This is a genomic window from Sphingosinicella rhizophila (genome assembly GCF_032378825.1).
Lineage (GTDB): Bacteria > Pseudomonadota > Alphaproteobacteria > Sphingomonadales > Sphingomonadaceae > Allosphingosinicella > Allosphingosinicella rhizophila.
Window position 1 is genome coordinate 292,007 of record NZ_JAVUPU010000003.1, and the last position, 20,820, is coordinate 312,826.

The following is a 20,820-nucleotide window of genomic DNA, read 5'->3' on the forward strand; positions in this document are numbered from 1 at the left end:
CCTCAGGTCGTCGCCGCCTTGCGGATTTCAAGCAGGACTCCCGCCGAGGCGGCAGTGTCGAAATAGGTGAAGCCGCTTCCATCCGGGCGACGTCCCTTCATCAGCTTGTGCAGCCCGGATTCGGCCGCCTTAGCCTCGGCCAGGTTGCAGTCGGGCACCGTGAAGCCAAGGTGAAACACCCCTTCGCCCTTTTCGTTCAGAAAACGCCGTTGCGGACAATCCTCTTCCGGCGGCTGGCAGAGCTGGATCTGCATATTCTCCACATCGGCATATTTATAGACCATGCCGAGAAATCCCGTTCTGCTCGGGACGTCGAGCTCGGTATACTGGTCGAGCGGGGGATAGTCCTGCCAAGGGCCGATCCCTACGGATTCGTAAAATGCCTGGGCCTTGGCGATGTCGTGTACGACGATGCAGACATGATGCATGCGACGGAAGATATCAGGCATTTTCGGCCTCCGGCATGACGTAATTGAGGATCATCCTGCCTCCGTCGACGAAGATCGTCTGGCCCACGATATAGGAAGCGTCGTCGCTGGCAAGGAAGGCGGCGACCGCGGCGACCTCCTCGGCCTCTCCGAGCCTGCCGGACGGCGTTCGCGACAGGATCATCTTGCGTTGCGCCTCATTGGTCAGGAAGCCCATGTTCAGCATGTCGGTGGCGATGGTTCCGGGGCCTATCCCAACAACCCGGATGCCGTGCGGAATGAGGGCGACGGCGGCGGTGGACGTGACCTGGTTCAAGCCACCCTTGGATATGGCATAGGTCGCGACCGACGGGTTCGCCATTCTCGAATTGATCGAGGACATGTTGATGATGACGCCGCCATTGCCGGCGGCGATCATCGCCCGGGCGGCGATCTGGAGGCCGAAGAAGGCGCCTCGCAGATTGACGCCCAGGACAGCGTCATAATCCTCCTCGGAAATGGTCATGAAGTCCTGCGTGCGCGCGATACCCGCATTATTCACCATGATATCGAGACGCCCGAACTGCGCGACTGCTGCATCCACCAAAGTCTGCAGATCGGAATAGCGGCTCACGTCGGCCGTCTGAGCGACGGCTTCGAACCCTTCGGCGACGAGGGAATCGACAGCCGACCGGAGCGTGTCGCCGTCAATGTCCGCGAGAACGACTTTCGCACCCTCCTCGGCAAAGCGTCGCGCACAGGCGTAGCCTATCCCCCGGGCCGCCCCGGTGACGATGGCGATTCTGCCCTCCAGCTTCATATCTGCTTCCTCATGCTAGTAGATGGCGCTTTCCGGCATCGGCCGGTCGGCTGCGATCCGCCCGAAGCCGAGCGGGCCGACGTCGATGCTCGTGTAGCGGCCGTGAACGACATGCTCCGCTATCGCTCGCGCAACACCGGGGGCATGCATGATGCCATGACCGGAAAAGCCGGTCGCGAAAAGAAAATTGGGAAGGTCGGGATGCGGCCCCACCACGCCATTATGGTCGAACAGGTTCATTTCGTAATGGCCGGCCCAGGCGTTGAGCAGCCGGATCTGCTCGAGCGCCGGAACGCGCGCGGCAAGCAGCGGCCAAACCCGATCCTCGAACAGATAATGATCGGGTTCGAAATCCTCTCCGGCGTCCGGATCGGCGTCGGCCGCCGGCTGTATGCCTCCGATGAAGCCTTCACCCTCGGGCCGCATCCAGGCCCCCGATATATCGAAGAGCATCGGCATGTCCTTGCCCGAAAGAGGTGCACGAAAATGGAAGACCGTGCGTTTCTTGGGGGCGACCGGAAGGGCGATGCCGAGCCAGCGCGCAACCTTGCCTGAAAGTGGACCGGCGGCATTGACGCACCAATCAGCCTGGAGGCTCGAGCCGTCGGCCATCCGAACGCCTTCGATGCGGCCGCCGTCCGTTTCGAAACCGCTCGCCTCCGCCTGGATGATCGCGACGTCCCGGCGCAGGGCGGCACGCCGCGCCGCCTGCAGCAGCGCCCAGGCATCGAACCAGCCTTCGTCGGCCGTGCCGAGCGTCGCCAGTTCCACTTGCTCGCTGTTCAGCCAGGGAAATCGCGTGGCGAGGTCCGCTCTATCGAGGGCCACGACCTTGGCGCCCAGCGACTGCTGCATCGCCAGCGCGGCACGCCGCATCTCTGCGGAGGGAGCGGAGGCGAGGATCAGATAGCCGTTCTGGACCAGGCCGATATCGGCTTCCGGGTCGAGCCGATTCTGAATCGAGCGGAGGAACTCTGACCCGAACAGGCTGAGCGACACATTGACCGGACAGGCGAACTGGGTTCGGATCGACGCCGCGGACAAAGCTGTCGACGAGAATCGGTAGGTCGGATCCCGCTCGATGATGGTGATCGCCCCCGCAAATCCCGCCTCCCGCAGGAACCACCCGGTCAGGCAGCCGATAATGCCCCCTCCGATGATCGCCACGCGGCTCGTGTCCTGCATGGCGGTTCAGCGGATCACGAATGGATTTGCGGTCCGCGCGGCGGGGTCGATCCACACCATCTTGGTCTGCAGATAGGCTTCGATCGCCTCCTGCCCGTTCTCCCGGCCGATGCCGCTGCGCTTGTAGCCGCCGAACGGGGCCATATAGCTGACGGTGCGATAGCTGTTCACCCAGACCATGCCGGCCTGCAGCGTCTCGACCCCGCGAAAGGCGCTTTCCATGCTGGACGTCCATAGCCCCGCAGCCAGGCCATAGGGCGTATCGTTTGCCAGGTGATAGGCTTCGTCCTCGTCGTCGAACGGGATCACCGACAGCACTGGGCCGAACAATTCTTCGCGCGCCACGCGCATGTCGTTGCTGATGCCCGTCAGGATGGTCGGTTCGACGAACCAGCCGGGATGATCGGGTACGCCGCCGCCAAGCGCGGCGTGCGCGCCCTGGCTGCGGGCCTCGGCGAGGTGGTCGAGGATATGGGCGCGCTGACGCAATGTAGTGATCGGGCCGATCTGAGTTTCCAGAAGGGCCGGGTTCCCGAAGCGCGCGGTGCGGCCCAGCGCCACCACCCTCTCGACCAGCGCGTCATGGATGCGCCGCTGCACAAGCAGCCGGGATCCCGCGATGCATGTCTGGCCGGAAGCCGCGAAGATCCCGGCAACCACGCCGTTGGCGGCGCTTTCGAGATTGGCGTCGGCGAGCACGATGTTGGCGGATTTGCCGCCCAGCTCGAGCGTGATGTGCTTCAGTTGCTCGGCTGCGGTCCGGCCGACCGCAATGCCCCCGGCCTCGCCGCCGGTGAAGGCGATCTTGGCCACATCGGGATGGGATATGAGCGGGGCGCCGGCTTCGTCGGGCATCCCCGTGACACTGTTCACCACCCCGGGCGGAAACCCGGCCCGCTCGAACAATCGGACGAAGGCGAGGGTCGATGCCGATGCATGTTCGGAGGGTTTGATGACGACCGTATTCCCAGCCGCAAGCAAAGGTGCAAGCTTCCAGGTCAAAAGCAGCAGGGGAGAGTTCCACGGGATGATGGCAGCGACCACGCCGACCGGCTCCCGCCTGGTGAAGGCGAACATGCCTGGCTTGTCGATCGGCAGGACCCTGCCTTCAATCTTGTCGGCAAGTCCCCCGAAATATCGGTACCAGCTTGGAATGTAGCGGAGCTGACCGCTCATCTCCGCCAGCAGCTTTCCATTGTCGCGCGTCTCGATCTGCGCCAGCGCGTCGGCCTCCTCCTCGATGAGATCGGCCAGCCGCATCAGCAGATGCCCTCGCGCCGATGCCGTCAGCGCCGGCCATTCGCCGGTACGGAAAGCGGATCGGGCGGCCTCGACGGCTTGCGACACCTGGTCCGGTCCGTCGCGGGGGATCAGCGCCCAGGCCTCGCCCTTATACGGGTCGAAGCTTTCGAACGTGGCGGCCGCCGTCGCCTGCTTGCCGCCGACCAGATTGTGAAAGGTCGTGAGCCCGCTCATCCGACCTGCAGTCCAAGGTGCTGGCGCATGCGATTCTTGACGTGCACCGCATCGCGGGGCGGCAGTGATCGCGGCAGGTTTTCGGCCTTGACCTGGATCACGTGCAGGCGGGGCCCGCCGACCTTGCGGCGCAGACCCGCGCGGATCTTCTCCACATCCTCCGGTCGCGCCGCACGGCCACATTCGGCGAAGCCGCAGGCCTCCGCGACGCGCTCGAGTTGGAGGCCAAGACCGGTATGGCTGGTCTGCATGCCCGTTTCACCGAAATGGCCATTGTCTATGACGACGATGTTGAGATTGGCCGGGCGCGCGATCGCGATGGTGGCAAGTCCGCCCAGACCCATCAATTGTTCGCCATCGCCGGTGACGACGAGAATCGTTCGGTCGGGTCTCGCCTGGGCCAGGCCAAGACCGACCAATGCGGCGCTCCCCATCGCGCCCCAGAGATAATAATTTTCGTCACGATCGCCCTGCGCGTGGACGTCGTAGCTTGGCGAACCAAGGCCGGACACGACGAGGAGGTCGCCGGGCTGCCTGAGCAGGGCGGCGACCGCGGCACGGCGATCCAGTTCCGCTACCATTTCTTGATCCCCAGCATACGTTGTCCCATCAGGATGGCGATCTGCTGATCGCCGTCGAAGGCCTCGATCGTAGCGGCGGCGACGGTCTCCAGCAGGGCGTCGCTTGTGTCTGCCCGGAATGTGCGCACGCCGATGGCTTGCAGCGACGCTTCCGTCGCGGCCCCCATCGGCACCTGCCAGGGATTGAACTCGGCCCATTCGCCGCGCATCGTGACGAGCATCAGCAGAGGAAATCTTCCAATCACCGGCAGCGATAGCATGTTGATGCAATTGCCGACGCCGCTCGATTGCATGAGCAGGATGCTGCGCATGCCTCCCAGCCAGGCACCGGCGGCGATCGCCACGCCCTCCTCTTCGGTTGTCAGCACGTTCGCCTGCATCCCCGGATCGTCGCGAACCAGTTCGATCAGCCTGGCATGCCCGGCATCGGGCACGTAGGCGACATTGGTGATCCCGGCGTCGCGAAGCAGCTTGTGCAACATTGCCGGCCAGGGTTCCGGGCCGCTCTCCGCGGGATTTTCCATCGTGATCTGGGAAAGGCTCATTCCCGACCGATAGAATGAAATGGCGGCGACTTCCCGGCGCATTGTTGACGACCAGCTATAGCAGGATTTTATTGCGCAGCGGCGCCTTGTTATGCCGTCTCGCTATAGCTGATTCTATCCGATGGTCATGGTGCGCGGCCATGGCATTGCGTAGACGAGCCCGTCATGAACAATGGCGGGGATATGATGGCAGAGCAGGATTTCCGCGAAATAAGGGAAGCGGTTGCGCGGCTGTGCCAGGATTTCCCGGCCGAATATTGGCGCTTGCTCGACGAGCGCATGGCCTATCCCAGCGAGTTCGTGGATGCTCTCACCCATAGCGGCTTCCTCGCCGTCCTCATCCCCGAGGAATATGGAGGTGCCGGCCTGCCGCTATCGGCGGCGGCGGCGATTCTCGAGGAGGTGCAGCGTTCGGGCTGCAACGGTGCCGCCTGCCATGCCCAGATGTATACGATGGGGACGCTCCTCCGCCACGGCAGCGCCGAGCAGAAGGAACGCTATCTTCCGAGGATCGCACGGGGCGAGCTTCGGCTCCAGGCCTTCGGCGTGACCGAGCCGACCAGCGGAACCGACACGCTTTCGCTGCGCACGTTCGCGCGGCGGGACGGCGATCGATACCGGATCACAGGGCAGAAGGTCTGGACGAGCCGCGCCGAACATTCGGACCTCATGATCCTCATCGCAAGGACCCAGGCGCGCGAGCAGGTCGAGCGCAGGTCGGACGGTCTGTCCGTGTTCATCGTCGACATGGCCGATGCGCTCGCGAACGGCATGACGATCCGGCCGATCCGGACGATGATGAACCATTCCACGACCGAAATCTATTTCGAGGACGTCCCGGTCCCGGCCGCCAATCTGATTGGGGAGGAAGGCAAGGGCTTCCGTTACATACTTTCCGGCATGAATGCGGAGCGGATCCTGATTGCCGCCGAATGTATCGGTGATTCCAAATGGTTCATCGACAAGGCCAGCCGCTACGCCGGCGAGCGCGTGGTCTTCGGGCGCCCGATCGGCGCCAACCAGGGAATCCAGTTCCCGATCGCCAAGGCCTATGCCTCGATGCGGGCGGCCGATCTGATGGTGCGCGCGGCCGCGGCGAAATATGATGCGGGGGAGAATTGCGGGGAGGAGGCCAATATGGCGAAGATGCTGGCCGCCGATGCTTCCTGGGAGGCCGCCAACATGTGCGTGCAGACGCTTGGCGGATTCGGCTTCGCCGCCGAATATGATGTCGAGCGCAAGTTCAGGGAGACGAGACTCTATCAGGTGGCGCCGATTTCGACGAACCTCATATTGGCCTATCTCGCCGAGCATGTGCTCGGCCTGCCGCGCTCCTACTGATGGTCAAGGCCCTGGAGGGGAAGCTGGTCGTGGCGATCGAGCAGGCGGTTGCGGCGCCGGTCTGTACGTCGAGGCTCGCGGACGGCGGGGCGCGGGTGATCAAGATTGAACGAGCCGAAGGGGAAACCGCCCGTCATTATGACGGGGCGGTGTTCGGCACCTCCGCTTATTTTGCGTGGCTGAACCGGGGCAAGCAGAGCATCGTTCTCGACATCAAGAGTGCCGGCGATCGTGCGCTCGTGCAGCGGATGATCGCGCGAGCCGACATATTCGTCCAGAATCTCGCCCCCGGCGCCGCTGCCCGCCTGGATCTCGATGCGCGGAGCCTGTGCCGGGAATTCCCCGGCCTCGTCGCGGTCGATATTTGCGGCTATGGCCAGGACACGCCGGCACGCGACATGCGTGCTTACGACATGCTCGTGCAGGCGGAGAGCGGCATTTGCAGCGTCACCGGCTCGGCCGACGAAAAGGCGAAGGTCGGCGTTTCCATCGCCGACATCGCGACGGGCATGAACGCGCATGCAGCCGTGCTGGAAGCGCTGATCTCGCGAGAACGCGATGGCCGCGGCCGTGCGATCGAGATCGCCATGTTCGATAGCATGGCGGACTGGATGGCAGTGCCGCTGCTCCATAAAAGCCATGGCGGAAGGGAGACCGGCCGATGGGGGCTCTCGCATGCCTCCATCTATCCTTACGGCGCCTTTGCATGCGCCGACGGTGAAATCATGATCGCGATCCAGGCTCCGGCCGAGTGGCGGCGTTTCTGCCGGACGGTGCTCGAGCGGCCTGAACTCGCCGACGATGCGCGATTTGCCGACAATGTCCTGCGTGTGACCAACAGGGCGGAACTGGGGCACATCATTGCAGGCGCTTTTGCGGGGCGGAGGAGGGCCGACCTCATCGGCTTGCTGGACGCCGGGCGGATCGCCTGGGGACGCGTCTCCAGCATAGACGATGTGCTTCGGCATCCTGCGCTCCGCCATGTGCCGGCGCATGTCGCAGGCGGCGATTTTCAATTGCCGCGACCCGCCGGCCGCGACGAGCAGGTTCCGAGCGAGGTGCCGGAGCTCGACCAACATGGCATTGCGATCCGGGAGGAATTCGGGGCGTGAGCGATGCAATCGAAGCTGTCGACCGGCTCGAGCCCAGGCTGCGGGATCTCTTTGCCGCCAGCCTGGAAGAATTGCTCTTCGAGGACAAGGAAGACGCTTCTCCCCTCGGCGTTCATTGGTGCCTCTTCCCGCCGACGGCCAGGACTTCGGAATTGGGCGCCGATGGCCATCCGCCACGCCGGCATGCAGTGTCTATGGATGAGTTTCCCCGCCGCATGTGGGTGGGCGGCCGATTGGAATTCCACCGGCCGCTGCCGCTGGGTGTCGCATTGACCCGAACCACGGTCCTGCGTCCGGTCGAACGGAAGGAGGGCCGCAGCGGCGCGCTCGTCCTGTCCGGCTTCGATCATGAATATCGGGCGGATAGGCAATTGCTGCTAAGCGAGCGCCAGGACATCGTCTTTCTTCCCAAAGCGGTTACCCCGTCCCCACGGCCAGACGAAAGGAAGGACGCCCCGGCGCCGGAGGGGCAGATTTGCCGGCCGCTCCGGCTCAGCGAAGCGCTCCTCTTTCGCTATTCCGCGCTGACCTTCAACAGCCACCGCATCCATTATGACGCGGATTATGCGCGCACCGAGGAAGGTTATGCGGGGGTCCTGGCGCAGGGGCCGCTCCAGGCAACGATCCTGCTCAACCTCGCTGCATCGTTGCTCGGACGCGCGCCGACGCGCTTCGATTATCGCGCGCGGGCGCCACTTCACCTCGGTGGAACGGCCTATGCATTTGCCTGGGCGGAACGGGAGGTGGTGCACTGCAGGATCCAGGACAGGAGCGGCAGGCCGACCATGGAGGCGAGCGCCTGCTGAACTTGCCGCGCCGCGACAGCTATGCCAAAATGCGAATGAACCTCTGATCCCTTGCGTGGATGGCACGGCCCTGGTCCATGGATCTTCGACAGCTCAGAACCTTTCGCGCCGTCGCGGAACTTGGCAGCCTCAGCAAGGCGTCGGACCGGTTGCGCATAGCCCAGCCGGCACTTAGCCGGCAGATCAAGCTGCTCGAACACGATCTTCGCACGCCGCTTTTCATTCGGCACGGCCGCGGCATGGTGGTCACCGAGGCGGGGCGCATGCTGTTCGAGCGGACGGCCGGGCTCATGCGGCAGCTGGAGCAGGCAAGGGAGGACGTGCTTGCCGCCTCGGGAGCGCCGTCCGGCCGCGTCGTCGTCGGCATGGTGCCGACGATCAGCGGCGGCCTTGCCGGGCTCGTCGCGCAACGGGTGGTCGAACTCTACCCGCAAGTCGCGCTTCGAATCTTCGACGCCTATGGCGGCTTCCTGATCGACCTGATCCATCGCGGCGAGATCGACATGGCGGTCGTCTACGGTCCCGCCACCCAGCTTCACCTGAATGTGGAGACCCTCAGGTCGGATGATCTGTTCGCAATTGCCGCCCCGGGACAGGGGATTTCGCAGCTCGGGTCGGCATCCTTCTCCGATATCGCGAAGCGTCCGCTGATACTTCCCAGTCACCCCCACGGCCTCCGCGCGCTCGCCGAACATGCCGCGGCCGCGGCGGATCTGACTCTGCATATTCCGGTCGAGGCGGATTCGTTCCAGGCGCTGGTCGATATCGTCGCGGCCGGCGTGGGTTGCACCTTTCTCCCTTATTATGCTGTCCGCCGACATGTCGAACAGGGGTTGCTGGAGGCCGTGCCCGTAAGTCCACCCCTCAGCAGGCAGGTGGTCCTGGCCTTGCCATCCCGCCAGGGATCTTCGGCCGCGGTACAGGTCGTTGCCGACATCGTAAGGGCGGAAACCCGATTGCTGTAGATCGCCGGCACAACTTCCCGAGCAGGTTGGTCTTTGCTACCGTCGCCTGATGGGCAATATGACAGTTCGCTTCTATGGGCGTCTCGCCGAAGCTTGCGGCCCGACGGCCGAAATCCCCCTGGAGGCCCAATCCTGCACCATCGCCGAGCTTCGCAATATCATCGGACAGCGCTTTCCCGATATGGCCACGGACTTGACTGGTCCTTCCGTGCGCGCAGCGGTGGCGGACGTGATGGTTCCGGACGATCGTTCGGTTTCGCCTGGTACCGAAGTGGAGTTCTTCCCGATCGTGTCGGGTGGATAGCATGGCCACGCAAGCCCGCCTGACGGACGATGTGATCCGGCCCGACCTCCTGCTCCAGGAGCTTCTTGCGGCAGCGACGGGCGCCGGCGCTATCGTCAATTTCTGCGGATTGGTGCGTCCGGAAGATCATGAGGGACGAAAGATCGAGGCCCTGCGCCTGGACCACCATCCCCGGCTTACGCTTCGATCGCTCGAGACGATCGCCCAGGATGGCGCGGAACGCTTCGGCCTTTCCACCTGTCTGGTCGTTCATCGCTTCGGCCGTATCGAACCCGGCGCCACAGTGGTCTTCGTCGGCGCCGCCGCGCTACATCGGCGCGCCGCCTTCATGGGTGCCGATTATCTGATGGACCGGTTGAAGAGCGAGGCGATGTTCTGGAAGAAGGAAGAAGGCGCGGCGGGCGGCCAATGGATTGAGCCAACGAACGAAGACCGCGCTGATCTCTTGCGTTGGGGAAATTGAATGGCAGGCATCGATCAATCTCTGGACTTCCATCCGCTGCGCATCGCGATCCTGACCATATCCGACACGCGGGACGAGGAAACCGACCGTTCGGGTGCACTGCTGCTCGAGCGGGTGGGCGCGGCCGGGCACGAGGCGGTCGCAAAGGAAATCGTCCCGGACGAAGTGGATGCCATTCAAAAACAGGTCGGTACCTGGATCGACGACCCGCAGCTCGACATCATCATTACGACCGGTGGCACCGGCTTCGCGCCGCGCGACGTCACGCCCGAGGCGATCCGGCCCCTGTGCCGGCGGGAGATGGAGGGATTCGCAATCGTCTTCCACCAGGCCAGCCTGGGGACTGTCGGCGTGTCGACTCTCCAGTCCCGGGCTTTTGCCGGTCAGGCCGGAGACACGTTCATCTTCTGCCTGCCCGGCTCGACCGGCGCCTGCCGGGACGGCTGGGACCTCGTTTTGGGGCTTGAGCTCGACAGCCGCTATCGGCCCTGTTCGATCGCCGGGCAGATCCCGCGCCTTCGGGAGCTCTGCGCCTGATGTCCTTGACCCATATCGACGAAGGCGGCCGCGCGCGGATGGTCGATGTCGGCGACAAGCCCGACACGGATCGCCGTGCCACTGCCGAAGGGATGCTGCTCTGCGCTCCGGAAACGCTGGCCATGGTGCGCGAGGATCGCGCGCCCAAGGGCGCGGTGCTGACGACGGCGGAACTGGCCGGTATCATGGCCGCCAAGCGCACCGCCGATCTGATCCCGCTCTGCCATCCCCTGCCGCTCGCCAAGGTGGTCGTCCTCATCTTGCCCGATGAGGCGTTGCCGGGATTCCGCGTGCAGGCCGATGTCAGGACGCGCGGCGCTACCGGCGTGGAAATGGAGGCCCTGACGGCGGTATCGGTCGCCTGCCTCACCTTGTTCGATATGCTGAAGGCGGTCGATCGAACGATGGTCATCGACGGGATCCGGGTCCGGTCGAAGAGCGGCGGCCGATCCGGCGACTGGCAGTCGCAATGATCGGGTATGACGAGGCGCAGGCGATCGTCGCAGGCGCCGCGCGCCCGCTCGCAAGCGAGATGGTTCCACTCGCGGCGGCTTCCGGCCGCTTCCTCGCCGCTGCGGTGGTCGCCAACGTCGCCTCGCCGCCGGCCGATGTCTCGGCCATGGACGGATATGCGACGAGCGGAGACGATCTACCGAGCTTTACCCTCGTCGGCATATCCTATCCGGGCAATGGCTTTGCGGGCCGGATCGGTGCCGGGGAGTGCGTGCGAATCTTCACCGGAGCACCAGTTCCCGAAGGTGCGAAGCGGGTGATCGTCCAGGAGATCGTCCGGACCGATGGAAGCCAAATCGTTCTGGTGAGCCCGCCTGGCAGTGCGACTCATATCCGCCCACGTGGCTCCGACTTCATGGCGGGCGAGCAGTTGCTGCCGGCCGGGCGACAGCTCGATCCCCGCGCGCTCGTCGCTGCCGCCGGGGCCGACCTGGCGACGGCAGAGATCTGGTCGCGGCCGAGGATAGTCATATTGACGACCGGCGACGAACTCGTTGAAGCGGGGACGGCGCGGGCGACGCCTGGCGCCATTCCCGAGAGCGTCTCGCTGGGCGTGTCCGCATTGGCCGAACAATATGGCGGGCACTGCGTCTCCAGGCGCCGCCTGCGCGACGAACCCCAGGAGATAAAGGAGGCATCGGAGCGTGCATTGGCCGAGGCCGATCTGGTCGTGATGACGGGCGGCGCATCGGTCGGCGAAAAGGATTATGCCAAGCCGGTCTTCCAGGAACTCGGCCTGGAGTTGGAATTTTCCAAGGTGGCGATCAAACCGGGTAAGCCGATCTGGTTCGGTCGTGCCCGCGGCAAGCTGGTGATGGGCCTTCCCGGCAATCCGACTTCCGCGATGATCACGGGGCGTCTGTTCCTGGCGCCGCTCGTACGCGGACTGGCCGGCGGAGATCCCGCTCATGCATCCAGGTGGCGCCACGCGCCGCTGGTCCAGGATATGCCACCCTGCGGGGATCGGGAAACGTTCGTGCGGGGGAGGTGGCGCGGCGACGGGGTCGAAGCGGTGCCGAACCAGGATTCCAGCGCCCAGCGGGCGCTCGCCGAAGCCGAAATCCTGATCCGCCGCAGGCCGGGGGCACCGGCCGTCGCTGCCGGGCAATTGGTGGAGATCATCGACCTTTGAGGAGATTTTCGGCGGCCGCGAGATCGTCTTCGGTGTTGACGTTGAAAAAGGGATCATAAGGCTGGACGGGCCAAGCAACGATCACGGCCCCCAATTCTTCGGCAAAACCGCGCAACGAAGCCCGTCTCTGAAGATAATTCTCGATCCTTACCGATGCCGAAGCGCGCCACAGGCCGCAGGACGGGTGCAGTCTCTCGCCGCTTCGCGCGACGGCCGCTTCCGACGGTAGTGCCAAAGCGTGCTTCAGCCGCTCCGGCAGGTCGCGCGGAAGGAGCGGCGTGTCGCAGGGCAGGGTGAGTATGGCATCGAGCCCCTCCCGGACCGCATGACGCAGGGCGGATGCAAGACCGGCAATGGGACCGGCGTCTTCGCGGTCGTGCAGGAGAGGTAAATGGTCGGGAAAGCGGAGGTCGGCATGGTCCCGGATGGCGATCGCGCAGGGGATCTGCCATGCCTTCACCTGGTCCAGGACATGGTCGACCAGCGACCGGCCGGCAAGGAGCCTGAAGGGCTTGTCCCCACCGATGCGCCGGCCCGCCCCGCCGGCGAGGATGACCGCGCCGATCCTCATGTGAAAATCAGCTTCCCTCCGGCGATGAGCAGCACCAGCGCGAGAAGCCGCAACAGCCATATTTGAGGGAGTTTCCTGATGCCGAGCGCAATGCCGGCAAGCGCGCCGATCCCGACCGCCATGAGGAGGATCGGGAGCTCGGATGGCAGCTGGCCCACGGAACTCAAATTGCCGGCGAGGCCCGCCGCCGAATTGGCAAGGATGAAGGCCGCCGCCACGCCCGATGTCTTGCGCGGCTCTTCCCAACCGAAGAGCAGGATGAGCGGACTGAGGAAGATGCCCCCGCCCGTGCCGGTCAGGCCGGCGAGAAGCCCGAGCAAGGCACCGCAGGGGAGCGAGACGAGCAACGGGGGCGGACGGACGGGGCGTTCGACCGACTGGCGCGGCCGCCACGCCAGGCGCAGGGCCGCGACCCACAAGGTGATGCCGACGAGCGGCCGGTAGATCTCCGGCGAAAGATGGATCATGCCGCCGACGAACGCACATGGAATCGCCGTTGCCGAGAACGCGAGCAGCAGGCGCAGATTGAATTTCCCGGCGCGCGCGTAGCCGATCGTGGCGATTCCGGCGACAAGCAGGTTCAGCGTCAAGGCGGTCGGCCGCATGATCTCCGTGGAGATGCCGAACATCGCCATCAGGGCGAGATAGGCTGAAGCGCCGCCATGACCGACCGAGGAATAAAGCGCCGCGCCGACGCCCATCAGCAATGCCAGCGCGACGAGGGTAGGGGTGTCCATCAATCGGCGACTATAAGCCCGACCGTGGCGAGGTGAACCCGTTCCTTGCTGCGACTGGGAGGAACTCCTAAGGTTGAATCCCATGGATCTCGCTGTTCAATGTCCGGACCCATCTTCGATCATGAGCCTGCGAGAGACAGTTCGAATCCTGGGCCAAGCCGGCGTTCGGCCATGCGGCTGAAGCCGTCGGGTTCGTTCCAGGTCAGGCGCCTGGCACCCGACGCGATTCTCGCGGGGGCGCGCGAACTGGCGGTCGAGACTCCGGTGGCGATAAGCTTTCTCGGCATTGGCTATGCGGTGATGATGGCCAGCCCGCTGGACCTGGAGGATTTCGGCTATGGCTTTGCCGCGTCCGAAAGGATCATAGAGCGGTCGGAACAGGTGACGGGCATAACCATCCTCGAGGAGGAACGGGGGCTGCTCCTGAACATCGAGGTGTCGCCGGACCGACAGGAATTGGTTCTTCAACGCGTGCGCCACCGGGCGGGGGAATCGAGCTGCGGTCTTTGCGGTATCGAGAATCTGGACCAGGCGCTGCGGCCGCTGCCGCGTGTGGAGCGACCCCCCGATTTCGTCGCGAGGCCGGCATTGTTCGAAGCTCTCCGGAACATCCGCGATCACCAGCCCGTCAACCGAAGCACTGGTGCCGTTCACGCGGCCGCGCTGTTCGGCACCGACGGAGCCTTGGTTGCGGCGCGGGAGGATGTCGGCCGTCACAACGCCTTCGACAAGCTGATCGGCCATTGCCTTCGCGAAGCCATTGACCCGACCGCCGGTTTTGCCCTGCTTACGTCCCGCTGCTCCTACGAACTGGTCGAAAAGGCGGCCCTTGCCGGGATCCCCCTTCTGGTCACAGTCTCGGCACCGACCAGCCTGGCGATCGAGAGAGCCCGGGAGGCGGGACTGACGCTGATCGCCCTGGCGCGCCAGGACGAAATGCTGGTCGTCTCCGATCCCTATTCTTTGTTCGCCTGATCAGCCCGCATCGGACATGAGATCGCGGTCTCTCTCATGATCGTGCGCCTTGTTGAACTCGGTCGCCTTGGTCGCCGTGCGCGGCTTTGAAGCCGAAAGCTGAAGCTTCGTCAGCGCCGCGCGCGCCACCTCGTTGAGGCCGGAGCCGCCCGCCGCGAGGTGATCCAGGATCTGGGATCGCATCCATGGATCCCAGAAATGCCAGAGATGGTCGTAAGTCGCCTGTGCCGCATCACCGGGATGCTGACTGTCGAGTTCGCGGCCGATCTGATTGACCATGTAGACCAGCTTTTCCAGCGTGGCGGCGCTCATTCCGCCGCCTCGGTCACGATCCTGCGGCTGCGTACGGAGAGCGCCTCATAGCGCTCCTGCCAGTCGCTCGGCCCGTTGGACGGGCTCACCTGGACGGCAGTCACCTTATATTCGGGGCAATTCGTGGCCCAGTCCGAATATTCGGTGGTCACCACATTGGCTTGCGTCAGCGGGTGGTGGAAGGTCGTGTAGACGACGCCGGGCGCCACCCTTTCGGTGATCGTCGCGCGAAGCGTCGTCTCGCCTGCCCGGCTGGCAAGCTTGATCCAATCACCTTCCTTGATGCCTCTTTGCTCGGCATCGTGCGGATGGATTTCGAGCAGATCCTCCTCGTGCCACACGATATTGTCCGTGCGCCGGGTTTGCGCGCCGACATTATACTGGCTGAGGATCCTCCCGGTGGTGAGAAGGAGCGGGTAGCGGGGACCCGTCCGTTCGTCGGTCGGGATATATTCGGTCCGCACGAACTTGCCCTTGCCGCGCACGAAATGGTCCATGTGCATGACCGGCGTACCTGCCGGCGCCTTGTCGTTGCAGGGCCATTGGATCGAACCCAGCGCATCCAGCCTTTCGTAGGAGACGCCGGTGAAGCTCGGCGTCACGGCTGCGATCTCGTCCATGATCTGGGACGGATGGGTATAGGTCCAGCCGAGATCGAGAGCATTGGCGAGCGCTTGCGTGATCTCCCAATCCTCCAGGCCGTTCATGGGCGTCATGACGCGCCGTACCTGCTGGATCCGTCGCTCGGCATTGGTGAAGGTGCCGTTCTTTTCCAGGAAGGTGGAGCCGGGAAGGAAGACGTGCGCGTAATTGGCGGTTTCGTTCAGAAACAGGTCGTGGACGACGACGCATTCCATCGCCTCCAGTCCAGCCGCGACATGGCGGGTGTTGGGATCCGACTGGAGAATGTCCTCGCCCTGGATGTAGAGACCCTTGAAGACGCCGTCGACGGCGGCGTCCAGCATATTGGGAATGCGCAGGCCCGGCTCCTCGTCCAGCGGCTTGCCCCACAGCTTCTCGAACATGTCCCGCGCTTCCCCGTCCGAGACGTGGCGGTAGCCGGAAAGTTCGTGCGGGAAGGAGCCCATGTCGCAGGCGCCCTGAACATTGTTCTGGCCACGCAGCGGGTTTACGCCGACGCCCGGCCGGCCGACATTGCCCGTGGCCATCGCCAGATTGGCGATCGCCATGACGGTCGTGCTTCCCTGGCTATGTTCGGTGACGCCGAGGCCGTAATAAATGGCGCCATTGCCGGCAGCCGCGTAGAGCCGGGCCGCGCCGCGCACCAGCGCTGCCGGCACCCCGCTATATTGCTCCGATGCCTCGGGCGAATGCTGTTCCAGCGCGACGAACTCGGCCCAGTCTTCGAATTCGGCCACATCGCAGCGATCGCGTACGAACGCCTCGTCGAACAGTCTTTCCGTAACGATGACATGCGCCATGGCGGTCAGCACTGCGACGTTGGTGCCGGGCTTCAGCGGCAGATGATAGGCGGCCTCGATGTGCGGCGAACGGACGATGTCGGTGCGTCTGGGATCGATGACGATCAGCTTCGCGCCTCGCCGAAGGCGCTGTTTCAGCCGCGATGCGAAGACCGGATGGCCGTCCGTCGGATTGGCGCCGATGATGACGACGACGTCGCTTTGCTCGACGCTGTCGAAATCCTGAGTGCCGGCCGAGGTCCCGAACGTCGTCTTGAGTCCATAGCCGGTCGGCGAGTGGCAGACGCGGGCGCAGGTATCGACATTGTTGTTGCCGAAGCCGGCACGGACGAGCTTCTGGACGAGGAACGTCTCCTCGTTCGTGCAGCGCGAGGAGGTGATGCCGCCGATCGAACGCATCCCGAATTTCTGCTGGAGCCTTCGGAATTCGGCCGCGCTGTGGCCGATTGCCTCCGCCCAGCTGACCTCGCGCCATGGCTCGTCGATGCGGCCGCGGATCATCGGCTTCAGGATCCGTTCCTTGTGCGTGGCATAGCCCCAGGCGAAACGCCCCTTGACGCAGCTGTGGCCGCGGTTCGCCTTGCCGTCCTTCCACGGCACCATCCGGACCACCTGTTCGCCCTTCATTTCCGCCTTGAAGGCACAACCGACGCCGCAATAGGCGCAGGTGGTGACGACGCTATGCTCCGGCAGGCCGATCTCGGCGACGGCTTTTTCCTGGAGCGCTCCCGTCGGGCAGGCCTGCACGCAGGCGCCGCAGGATACGCATTCGGATTGGAGGAAGGATTCGTCCTGGCTCGCGGACACATGCGCCTGAAAGCCGCGGCCGCTCAGGGTGAGGGCGAAGGTGCCCTGGATCTCGTCGCAGGCGCGAACGCAGCGGGAGCAGACGATGCACTTGGCGGGATCGAAGGCAAAATAGGGGTTGGAAACGTCCTGAGGACATTCGAGGTGGGTCGCTTGGGGCTTGTAACGTATCTCCTCAAGACCGACGGCGTCCATCACTTCCCTGAACTCGGTCTGTGCTTCGACCGTCGCCAGCGCCTCCATCGGATGGTCGGATGCGTAAAGCTCCATTACGCCCCGCCGGAGCTTCGAAAGTCGTTCGCTCTGGGTTCGGACGATCATGCCGTCGGCGACCGGCGTGGTGCAGGATGCCGGCGTTCCCGCGCGGCCGTCTATCTCGACCAGGCAGACCCGACAGCTTCCATAGGCTTTTAGCGTATCGGTTGCGCAAAGCTTGGGGATCGCCGTTCCCCCCAGGCTGGCCGCGCGCATGATCGAGGTTCCCGTCGGCACGGCCAGCGCTTGGCCGTCGATCGTTACCGTCACCGTTTCAGGCTGGCTGGATGCGGGCGTTCCATGATCGGTTTCGCGGATGAGCGTCATGATCTTGCCTCCATGGGCTGCTTCCTGCGCTCGTAAAAGTCCTCTGGGAAGTGGGTAAGGGCTGAAATGACCGGATAAGGGGTGAAGCCGCCCAGCGCGCAGAGCGATCCGAACTTCATCGTCTCGCAGAGATCCTTGAGGAGCGCGACATTGGCATCGACTTCGACGCCGGCCAGGATCGCGTCCATCACCTCCATGCCGCGCGTGGAACCGAGCCGGCACGGCGTGCATTTGCCGCAGCTCTCGACCGCGCAGAATTGCATCGCGAAACGGGCCATGCTCGCCATGTCCACGCTGTCGTCGAACACGACCACGCCGGCATGTCCGATCAGGCCTCCGCGATCGGCAAAGGCTTCGTAATCGAACGGCGTGTCGAACAGGGAAGGCGGGAAATAGGCGCCGAGCGGTCCGCCCACCTGGACAGCGCGGACGGGGCGTCCCGAAAGCGTGCCGCCGCCAATATCCTCCACCAATTCGCGGAGCGTTACTCCGAAGGGAGTCTCGAACAGGCCGCCGTTGCGGATATTGCCCGCAAGCTGGATCGGCATCGTACCGCGCGATCGTCCCATCCCATAATTGGCATAAGCTTCGCCGCCTTCGGACAGGATGAAGGCTATGGCCGACAGCGACAGCACATTGTTGATGACGGTCGGCTTTTCGAACAGTCCAACATGCGCCGGCAGCGGCGGCTTCGCCCGCACCTCGCCCCTTTTCCCCTCGAGGCTTTCCAGCAGGGACGTCTCCTCTCCGCAGACATAGGCGCCCGCGCCGACCCTGACCTCCAGTTCGAAGCGGAAGGCGGCAGGCCCCATCGGCGCGCCGAGCAGGCCGGTCCTTCTGCACGTCTCGATCGCCCGCCGCATGCTTGCTATCGCATGCGGATATTCGGAGCGTATGTAGATATAGCCGCGGCTGGCGCCGACCGCGTAGCCGGCGATGATCATCCCTTCGATGATGAGGAATGGATCGCCTTCCATCAGCATGCGGTCGGCGAAGGTGCCGCTGTCGCCCTCGTCGGCATTGCAGATTATATATTTCTGGTCGGCCGCACTGTCGGCGACCGTCTTCCATTTGATGCCGGTGGGGAATCCGGCGCCGCCGCGGCCGCGCAGCCCGGAGCAAACGACCTCTTCGATAGTGGCGGCCTGGCCGATTTCCAAAGCGCGATCGAGCCCTTCCAGTCCGCCATGAGCGCGATAATCATCCAGCGATTGCGGGTCCGTTATCCCGCAGCGGGCGAAGGTCAAACGCTGCTGCCGCGCGAGGAAGGGCAGGGCGTCGACGACACCCAGCGCGGACGCGTGCCGGCTGCCGCCGATGATCGCATCGACAATGCCGTCCGCCTCTTCCGGCCGCACTCGGCCGAAGCCGATCCTTTCCCTGTCGGATTGGAATTCGACCAGCGGCTCGAGCTCGAACATGCCGCGCGAGCCGTTGCGCGTGATCCGCGCTTCGACACCGCGCCGCCGAAGCGCTTCGTCGAGTGCCGACGCCACCTGGTCCGCCCCCACCGCAACGGCGGCGGCATCGGCTGGTACGAAGAATCTCATGCCGTCGCCAGCCGGAGCAATCGCCGGGCCGCATCGCCGTCAAGCCTGGCAAAGACTTCATCCCCGAACATCGCCGCCGGGCCGCTCGCGCAGAGGCCGAGGCAATAGACGGGCACCGTCTTCACCTTGTCTTCCGCCTCGAATATCGGCGCGATCTTCTCGACGCCGCGGGCCTGGCATGCCTCCGCGCGGCAAAGCTTCACGATCGGCCTGTCCGGGGGCGATGTCAGGAAATCATGGTAGAAGCTGACCACCCCATGCACGTCCGCGCGGGAAAGGTTCATCGCCTCGGCGATCAGGCCAACGGCTGCGGCGGGGACATGGCCGAACGCCCTTTGGATGTCGTGAAGCATGGGCAGCAGTTCATGTCGCTCGCTCCCGCGGCGTTCGATGATGTGCGAGAGCTGTTCCGACTCCACGATTTTCATTTCTTCCATCTCACGAGACATCAGTGTATTGCCTTCTAGGACAGCGATGCGCGTTTCGGCAATGCCGTGCCGACAGCTCGAAACCCCTTCTTGCCGCAAGGCGGCATCATTCTTAGGCAGGAGCGTGTGAGCGACAAGGCAAATCTGGTCGACAGCTTCGGACGACGGATCGACTATGTGCGGCTGTCGGTCACCGATCGCTGTGACCTGCGCTGCCGCTATTGCATGGCCGAAAAGATGGAGTTCCTTCCGCGCAAGGAGCTGCTGACGCTCGAGGAACTGGCGGAACTGGCCGCCATCTTCGTGAGGCGCGGCGTCCGCAAGATCAGGCTGACCGGTGGCGAGCCGCTGGTGCGGCGAAACATCGTCCAGCTTGTCGGCGATATTGCCGGACTCAAGGCGCACGGCCTCGATGAGATAACACTGACTACCAACGGAACCCAGCTCGGCGACAAAGCGGAGGCGCTGCGCGCGGCGGGCATTCGGCGCATCAACGTCAGCCTCGACAGCCTCGACCCGGATCGGTTTGCCTTCGTCACCCGTCGCGGCTCCCTCGACCAGGTTCTGGCGGGGCTCGATGCTGCGCGCGCGGCCGGTCTTTCGGTTAAGATCAACATGGTCGCGCTCAAGGGCGTCAATGATGCCGAATTCGCCCCCATGGTTCGTTGGTGCGGGCATCAGGGTTTCGATCTCTGCCTCATCGAAACGATGCCACTCGGTTGGATCGACGAGGACAGGGCCGACCGCTATCTGCCGCTCGACGGGGTGAAAGCGGGCCTGGACGAGGATTTCACCCTCCTTCCCTCGCTCCATCGCAGCGGCGGTCCCGCCCGTTATTTCGACGTGCAGGAAACCGGCCGGCGGATCGGCTTCATCACGCCCCTCAGCAACAATTTCTGCGCCGGCTGCAACCGCATTCGCGTGACGGCGACAGGAACCATCTATGGCTGCCTGGGCCATGACCAGAAGGTCGAGCTTCGGGATATATTCCGCTCTCACGGCGCCGAAGCCGTCGACGCGGCGCTCGATGTCCTGCTTGCCGGAAAGCCGGAAAAGCACGATTTCGCCATCGCCCGGGCGGAACCGGCGGTGTTGCGGCATATGAACGTCACCGGCGGATAGGTCTGAATCTCCCCCTCACCGGCACGCACCTAGCCAAAAGATAGTCAGCTCCGGCAGTGGCATCCGGGGCGGCCTTGCGGTCAAGATGTGGCGATGGAACAAGCCAG

23 protein-coding genes are annotated in these 20,820 nt (G+C 64.4%); 11 read left to right on the forward strand and 12 right to left on the reverse strand.

Annotation, left to right across the window (positions count from 1 at the left end; all coding sequences use genetic code 11):
- Positions 1-2 precede the first annotated feature (2 nt).
- Genes RQX22_RS07425 through RQX22_RS07450 form a run of 6 tightly spaced genes read right to left on the reverse strand, consistent with a single transcriptional unit; the run spans position 3 to position 5,056 of the window.
- Entirely contained in the window at positions 3-449 is a 447-nt protein-coding gene (locus tag RQX22_RS07425; protein WP_315725102.1) for a VOC family protein, read from the reverse strand.
- Positions 442-1,227: an SDR family NAD(P)-dependent oxidoreductase gene (locus RQX22_RS07430; RefSeq protein ID WP_315725104.1), complete on the reverse strand. Its 786-nt coding sequence runs from the start codon at positions 1,225-1,227 to the stop codon at positions 442-444. The genes RQX22_RS07425 and RQX22_RS07430 overlap by 8 nt, the downstream gene beginning before the upstream one ends.
- 15 nt (positions 1,228-1,242) lie before the next feature.
- Positions 1,243-2,412: an NAD(P)/FAD-dependent oxidoreductase gene (locus RQX22_RS07435; RefSeq protein ID WP_315725106.1), complete on the reverse strand. Its 1,170-nt coding sequence runs from the start codon at positions 2,410-2,412 to the stop codon at positions 1,243-1,245.
- 6 nt (positions 2,413-2,418) lie between these two features.
- Complete coding sequence (locus RQX22_RS07440) at positions 2,419-3,888, reverse strand: aldehyde dehydrogenase (protein WP_315725108.1); 1,470 nt, start codon at positions 3,886-3,888, stop codon at positions 2,419-2,421.
- Positions 3,885-4,469, reverse strand: coding sequence for a thiamine pyrophosphate-dependent enzyme (locus RQX22_RS07445; protein ID WP_315725110.1), 585 nt, complete (start codon positions 4,467-4,469; stop codon positions 3,885-3,887). The genes RQX22_RS07440 and RQX22_RS07445 overlap by 4 nt, the downstream gene beginning before the upstream one ends.
- A complete protein-coding gene (locus tag RQX22_RS07450) occupies positions 4,463-5,056 on the reverse strand; it encodes a thiamine pyrophosphate-binding protein (RefSeq protein ID WP_315725112.1) in 594 nt (197 codons plus the stop codon). Before RQX22_RS07450 ends, RQX22_RS07445 begins: the two co-directional genes overlap by 7 nt.
- A gap of 123 nt (positions 5,057-5,179) precedes the next feature.
- On the opposite strand from RQX22_RS07450, the gene RQX22_RS07455 reads away from it, so the two are divergent.
- From RQX22_RS07455 to RQX22_RS07495, 9 genes are all read left to right on the forward strand, one after another.
- A complete protein-coding gene (locus tag RQX22_RS07455; RefSeq protein ID WP_315725114.1) occupies positions 5,180-6,355 on the forward strand; it encodes an acyl-CoA dehydrogenase family protein in 1,176 nt (391 codons plus the stop codon).
- Positions 6,355-7,467, forward strand: a complete 1,113-nt coding sequence (locus RQX22_RS07460; protein WP_315725116.1) for a CaiB/BaiF CoA transferase family protein — start codon at positions 6,355-6,357, stop codon at positions 7,465-7,467. Before RQX22_RS07455 ends, RQX22_RS07460 begins: the two co-directional genes overlap by 1 nt.
- Complete coding sequence (locus RQX22_RS07465) at positions 7,464-8,273, forward strand: HTD2 family dehydratase (protein ID WP_315725118.1); 810 nt, start codon at positions 7,464-7,466, stop codon at positions 8,271-8,273. Before RQX22_RS07460 ends, RQX22_RS07465 begins: the two co-directional genes overlap by 4 nt.
- Positions 8,274-8,350: 77 nt before the next feature.
- A complete protein-coding gene (locus RQX22_RS07470) occupies positions 8,351-9,238 on the forward strand; it encodes a LysR family transcriptional regulator (protein WP_315725120.1) in 888 nt (295 codons plus the stop codon).
- 49 nt (positions 9,239-9,287) lie between these two features.
- Entirely contained in the window at positions 9,288-9,542 is a 255-nt protein-coding gene (locus RQX22_RS07475) for a MoaD/ThiS family protein (RefSeq protein ID WP_315725122.1), read from the forward strand.
- A gap of 1 nt (position 9,543) precedes the next feature.
- Entirely contained in the window at positions 9,544-10,005 is a 462-nt protein-coding gene (locus RQX22_RS07480; protein WP_315725124.1) for a molybdenum cofactor biosynthesis protein MoaE, read from the forward strand.
- Positions 10,006-10,542 carry a molybdenum cofactor synthesis domain-containing protein gene (locus tag RQX22_RS07485; RefSeq protein ID WP_315725126.1) on the forward strand — a complete coding sequence of 179 codons (537 nt, stop codon included), beginning with the start codon at positions 10,006-10,008 and terminating at the stop codon, positions 10,540-10,542.
- Positions 10,539-11,015, forward strand: a complete 477-nt coding sequence (gene moaC, locus RQX22_RS07490) for a cyclic pyranopterin monophosphate synthase MoaC (RefSeq protein WP_410001618.1) — start codon at positions 10,539-10,541, stop codon at positions 11,013-11,015. The genes RQX22_RS07485 and moaC overlap by 4 nt, the downstream gene beginning before the upstream one ends.
- Positions 11,012-12,187 carry a molybdopterin molybdotransferase MoeA gene (locus tag RQX22_RS07495; protein ID WP_315725130.1) on the forward strand — a complete coding sequence of 392 codons (1,176 nt, stop codon included), beginning with the start codon at positions 11,012-11,014 and terminating at the stop codon, positions 12,185-12,187. The genes moaC and RQX22_RS07495 overlap by 4 nt, the downstream gene beginning before the upstream one ends.
- Here the strand turns inward: RQX22_RS07495 and mobA are convergent.
- Together mobA and RQX22_RS07505 are read right to left on the reverse strand one after the other, a co-directional pair.
- On the reverse strand, positions 12,174-12,758 hold the full coding sequence (mobA, locus tag RQX22_RS07500) for a molybdenum cofactor guanylyltransferase (RefSeq protein WP_315725132.1): 585 nt from the start codon (positions 12,756-12,758) through the stop codon (positions 12,174-12,176). The two genes, RQX22_RS07495 and mobA, sit on opposite strands and share 14 nt — an antisense overlap.
- Positions 12,755-13,495, reverse strand: coding sequence for a sulfite exporter TauE/SafE family protein (locus RQX22_RS07505; protein WP_315725134.1), 741 nt, complete (start codon positions 13,493-13,495; stop codon positions 12,755-12,757). Before RQX22_RS07505 ends, mobA begins: the two co-directional genes overlap by 4 nt.
- Positions 13,496-13,666: 171 nt before the next feature.
- Here RQX22_RS07505 and fdhD point away from each other — a divergent pair, with 171 nt between their 5' ends.
- Positions 13,667-14,470, forward strand: coding sequence for a formate dehydrogenase accessory sulfurtransferase FdhD (gene fdhD / locus RQX22_RS07510; protein ID WP_315725136.1), 804 nt, complete (start codon positions 13,667-13,669; stop codon positions 14,468-14,470).
- Here the strand turns inward: fdhD and RQX22_RS07515 are convergent, their stop codons facing one another.
- From RQX22_RS07515 to RQX22_RS07530, 4 genes are read right to left on the reverse strand one after another with little or no spacing between them, the layout of a single operon-like run.
- A complete protein-coding gene (locus tag RQX22_RS07515) occupies positions 14,471-14,782 on the reverse strand; it encodes a formate dehydrogenase subunit delta (protein ID WP_315725138.1) in 312 nt (103 codons plus the stop codon). It abuts the gene before it with no gap.
- The gene (fdhF, locus tag RQX22_RS07520) at positions 14,779-17,613 is read right to left on the reverse strand and encodes a formate dehydrogenase subunit alpha (protein ID WP_315725140.1); all 2,835 of its coding nucleotides are present in this window, start codon (positions 17,611-17,613) and stop codon (positions 14,779-14,781) included. Before fdhF ends, RQX22_RS07515 begins: the two co-directional genes overlap by 4 nt.
- Positions 17,610-19,163, reverse strand: a complete 1,554-nt coding sequence (locus RQX22_RS07525; RefSeq protein WP_315725142.1) for an NADH-ubiquinone oxidoreductase-F iron-sulfur binding region domain-containing protein — start codon at positions 19,161-19,163, stop codon at positions 17,610-17,612. The genes fdhF and RQX22_RS07525 overlap by 4 nt, the downstream gene beginning before the upstream one ends.
- On the reverse strand, positions 19,160-19,591 hold the full coding sequence (locus RQX22_RS07530; protein WP_315725144.1) for an NAD(P)H-dependent oxidoreductase subunit E: 432 nt from the start codon (positions 19,589-19,591) through the stop codon (positions 19,160-19,162). The genes RQX22_RS07525 and RQX22_RS07530 overlap by 4 nt, the downstream gene beginning before the upstream one ends.
- Before the next feature lie 126 nt (positions 19,592-19,717).
- On the opposite strand from RQX22_RS07530, the gene moaA reads away from it, so the two are divergent.
- Positions 19,718-20,713: a GTP 3',8-cyclase MoaA gene (moaA, locus tag RQX22_RS07535; protein ID WP_315725146.1), complete on the forward strand. Its 996-nt coding sequence runs from the start codon at positions 19,718-19,720 to the stop codon at positions 20,711-20,713.
- Positions 20,714-20,820 lie beyond the last annotated feature (107 nt).

Bases quoted from the DNA above. Each gene is read 5' to 3' on its own strand.
- RQX22_RS07425 (WP_315725102.1), bottom strand. From the start codon at position 449: ATGCCTGATATCTTCCGTCGCATGCATCATGTCTGCATCGTCGTACAC.
- RQX22_RS07430 (WP_315725104.1), bottom strand. From the start codon at position 1,227: ATGAAGCTGGAGGGCAGAATCGCCATCGTCACCGGGGCGGCCCGGGGG.
- RQX22_RS07435 (WP_315725106.1), bottom strand. From the start codon at position 2,412: ATGCAGGACACGAGCCGCGTGGCGATCATCGGAGGGGGCATTATCGGC.
- RQX22_RS07440 (WP_315725108.1), bottom strand. From the start codon at position 3,888: ATGAGCGGGCTCACGACCTTTCACAATCTGGTCGGCGGCAAGCAGGCG.
- RQX22_RS07445 (WP_315725110.1), bottom strand. From the start codon at position 4,469: ATGGTAGCGGAACTGGATCGCCGTGCCGCGGTCGCCGCCCTGCTCAGG.
- RQX22_RS07450 (WP_315725112.1), bottom strand. From the start codon at position 5,056: ATGCGCCGGGAAGTCGCCGCCATTTCATTCTATCGGTCGGGAATGAGC.
- RQX22_RS07455 (WP_315725114.1), top strand. From the start codon at position 5,180: ATGAACAATGGCGGGGATATGATGGCAGAGCAGGATTTCCGCGAAATA.
- RQX22_RS07460 (WP_315725116.1), top strand. From the start codon at position 6,355: ATGGTCAAGGCCCTGGAGGGGAAGCTGGTCGTGGCGATCGAGCAGGCG.
- RQX22_RS07470 (WP_315725120.1), top strand. From the start codon at position 8,351: ATGGATCTTCGACAGCTCAGAACCTTTCGCGCCGTCGCGGAACTTGGC.
- RQX22_RS07475 (WP_315725122.1), top strand. From the start codon at position 9,288: ATGGGCAATATGACAGTTCGCTTCTATGGGCGTCTCGCCGAAGCTTGC.
- RQX22_RS07480 (WP_315725124.1), top strand. From the start codon at position 9,544: ATGGCCACGCAAGCCCGCCTGACGGACGATGTGATCCGGCCCGACCTC.
- RQX22_RS07485 (WP_315725126.1), top strand. From the start codon at position 10,006: ATGGCAGGCATCGATCAATCTCTGGACTTCCATCCGCTGCGCATCGCG.
- RQX22_RS07495 (WP_315725130.1), top strand. From the start codon at position 11,012: ATGATCGGGTATGACGAGGCGCAGGCGATCGTCGCAGGCGCCGCGCGC.
- mobA (WP_315725132.1), bottom strand. From the start codon at position 12,758: ATGAGGATCGGCGCGGTCATCCTCGCCGGCGGGGCGGGCCGGCGCATC.
- RQX22_RS07505 (WP_315725134.1), bottom strand. From the start codon at position 13,495: ATGGACACCCCTACCCTCGTCGCGCTGGCATTGCTGATGGGCGTCGGC.
- fdhD (WP_315725136.1), top strand. From the start codon at position 13,667: ATGCGGCTGAAGCCGTCGGGTTCGTTCCAGGTCAGGCGCCTGGCACCC.
- RQX22_RS07515 (WP_315725138.1), bottom strand. From the start codon at position 14,782: ATGAGCGCCGCCACGCTGGAAAAGCTGGTCTACATGGTCAATCAGATC.
- fdhF (WP_315725140.1), bottom strand. From the start codon at position 17,613: ATGACGCTCATCCGCGAAACCGATCATGGAACGCCCGCATCCAGCCAG.
- RQX22_RS07525 (WP_315725142.1), bottom strand. From the start codon at position 19,163: ATGAGATTCTTCGTACCAGCCGATGCCGCCGCCGTTGCGGTGGGGGCG.
- RQX22_RS07530 (WP_315725144.1), bottom strand. From the start codon at position 19,591: ATGAAAATCGTGGAGTCGGAACAGCTCTCGCACATCATCGAACGCCGC.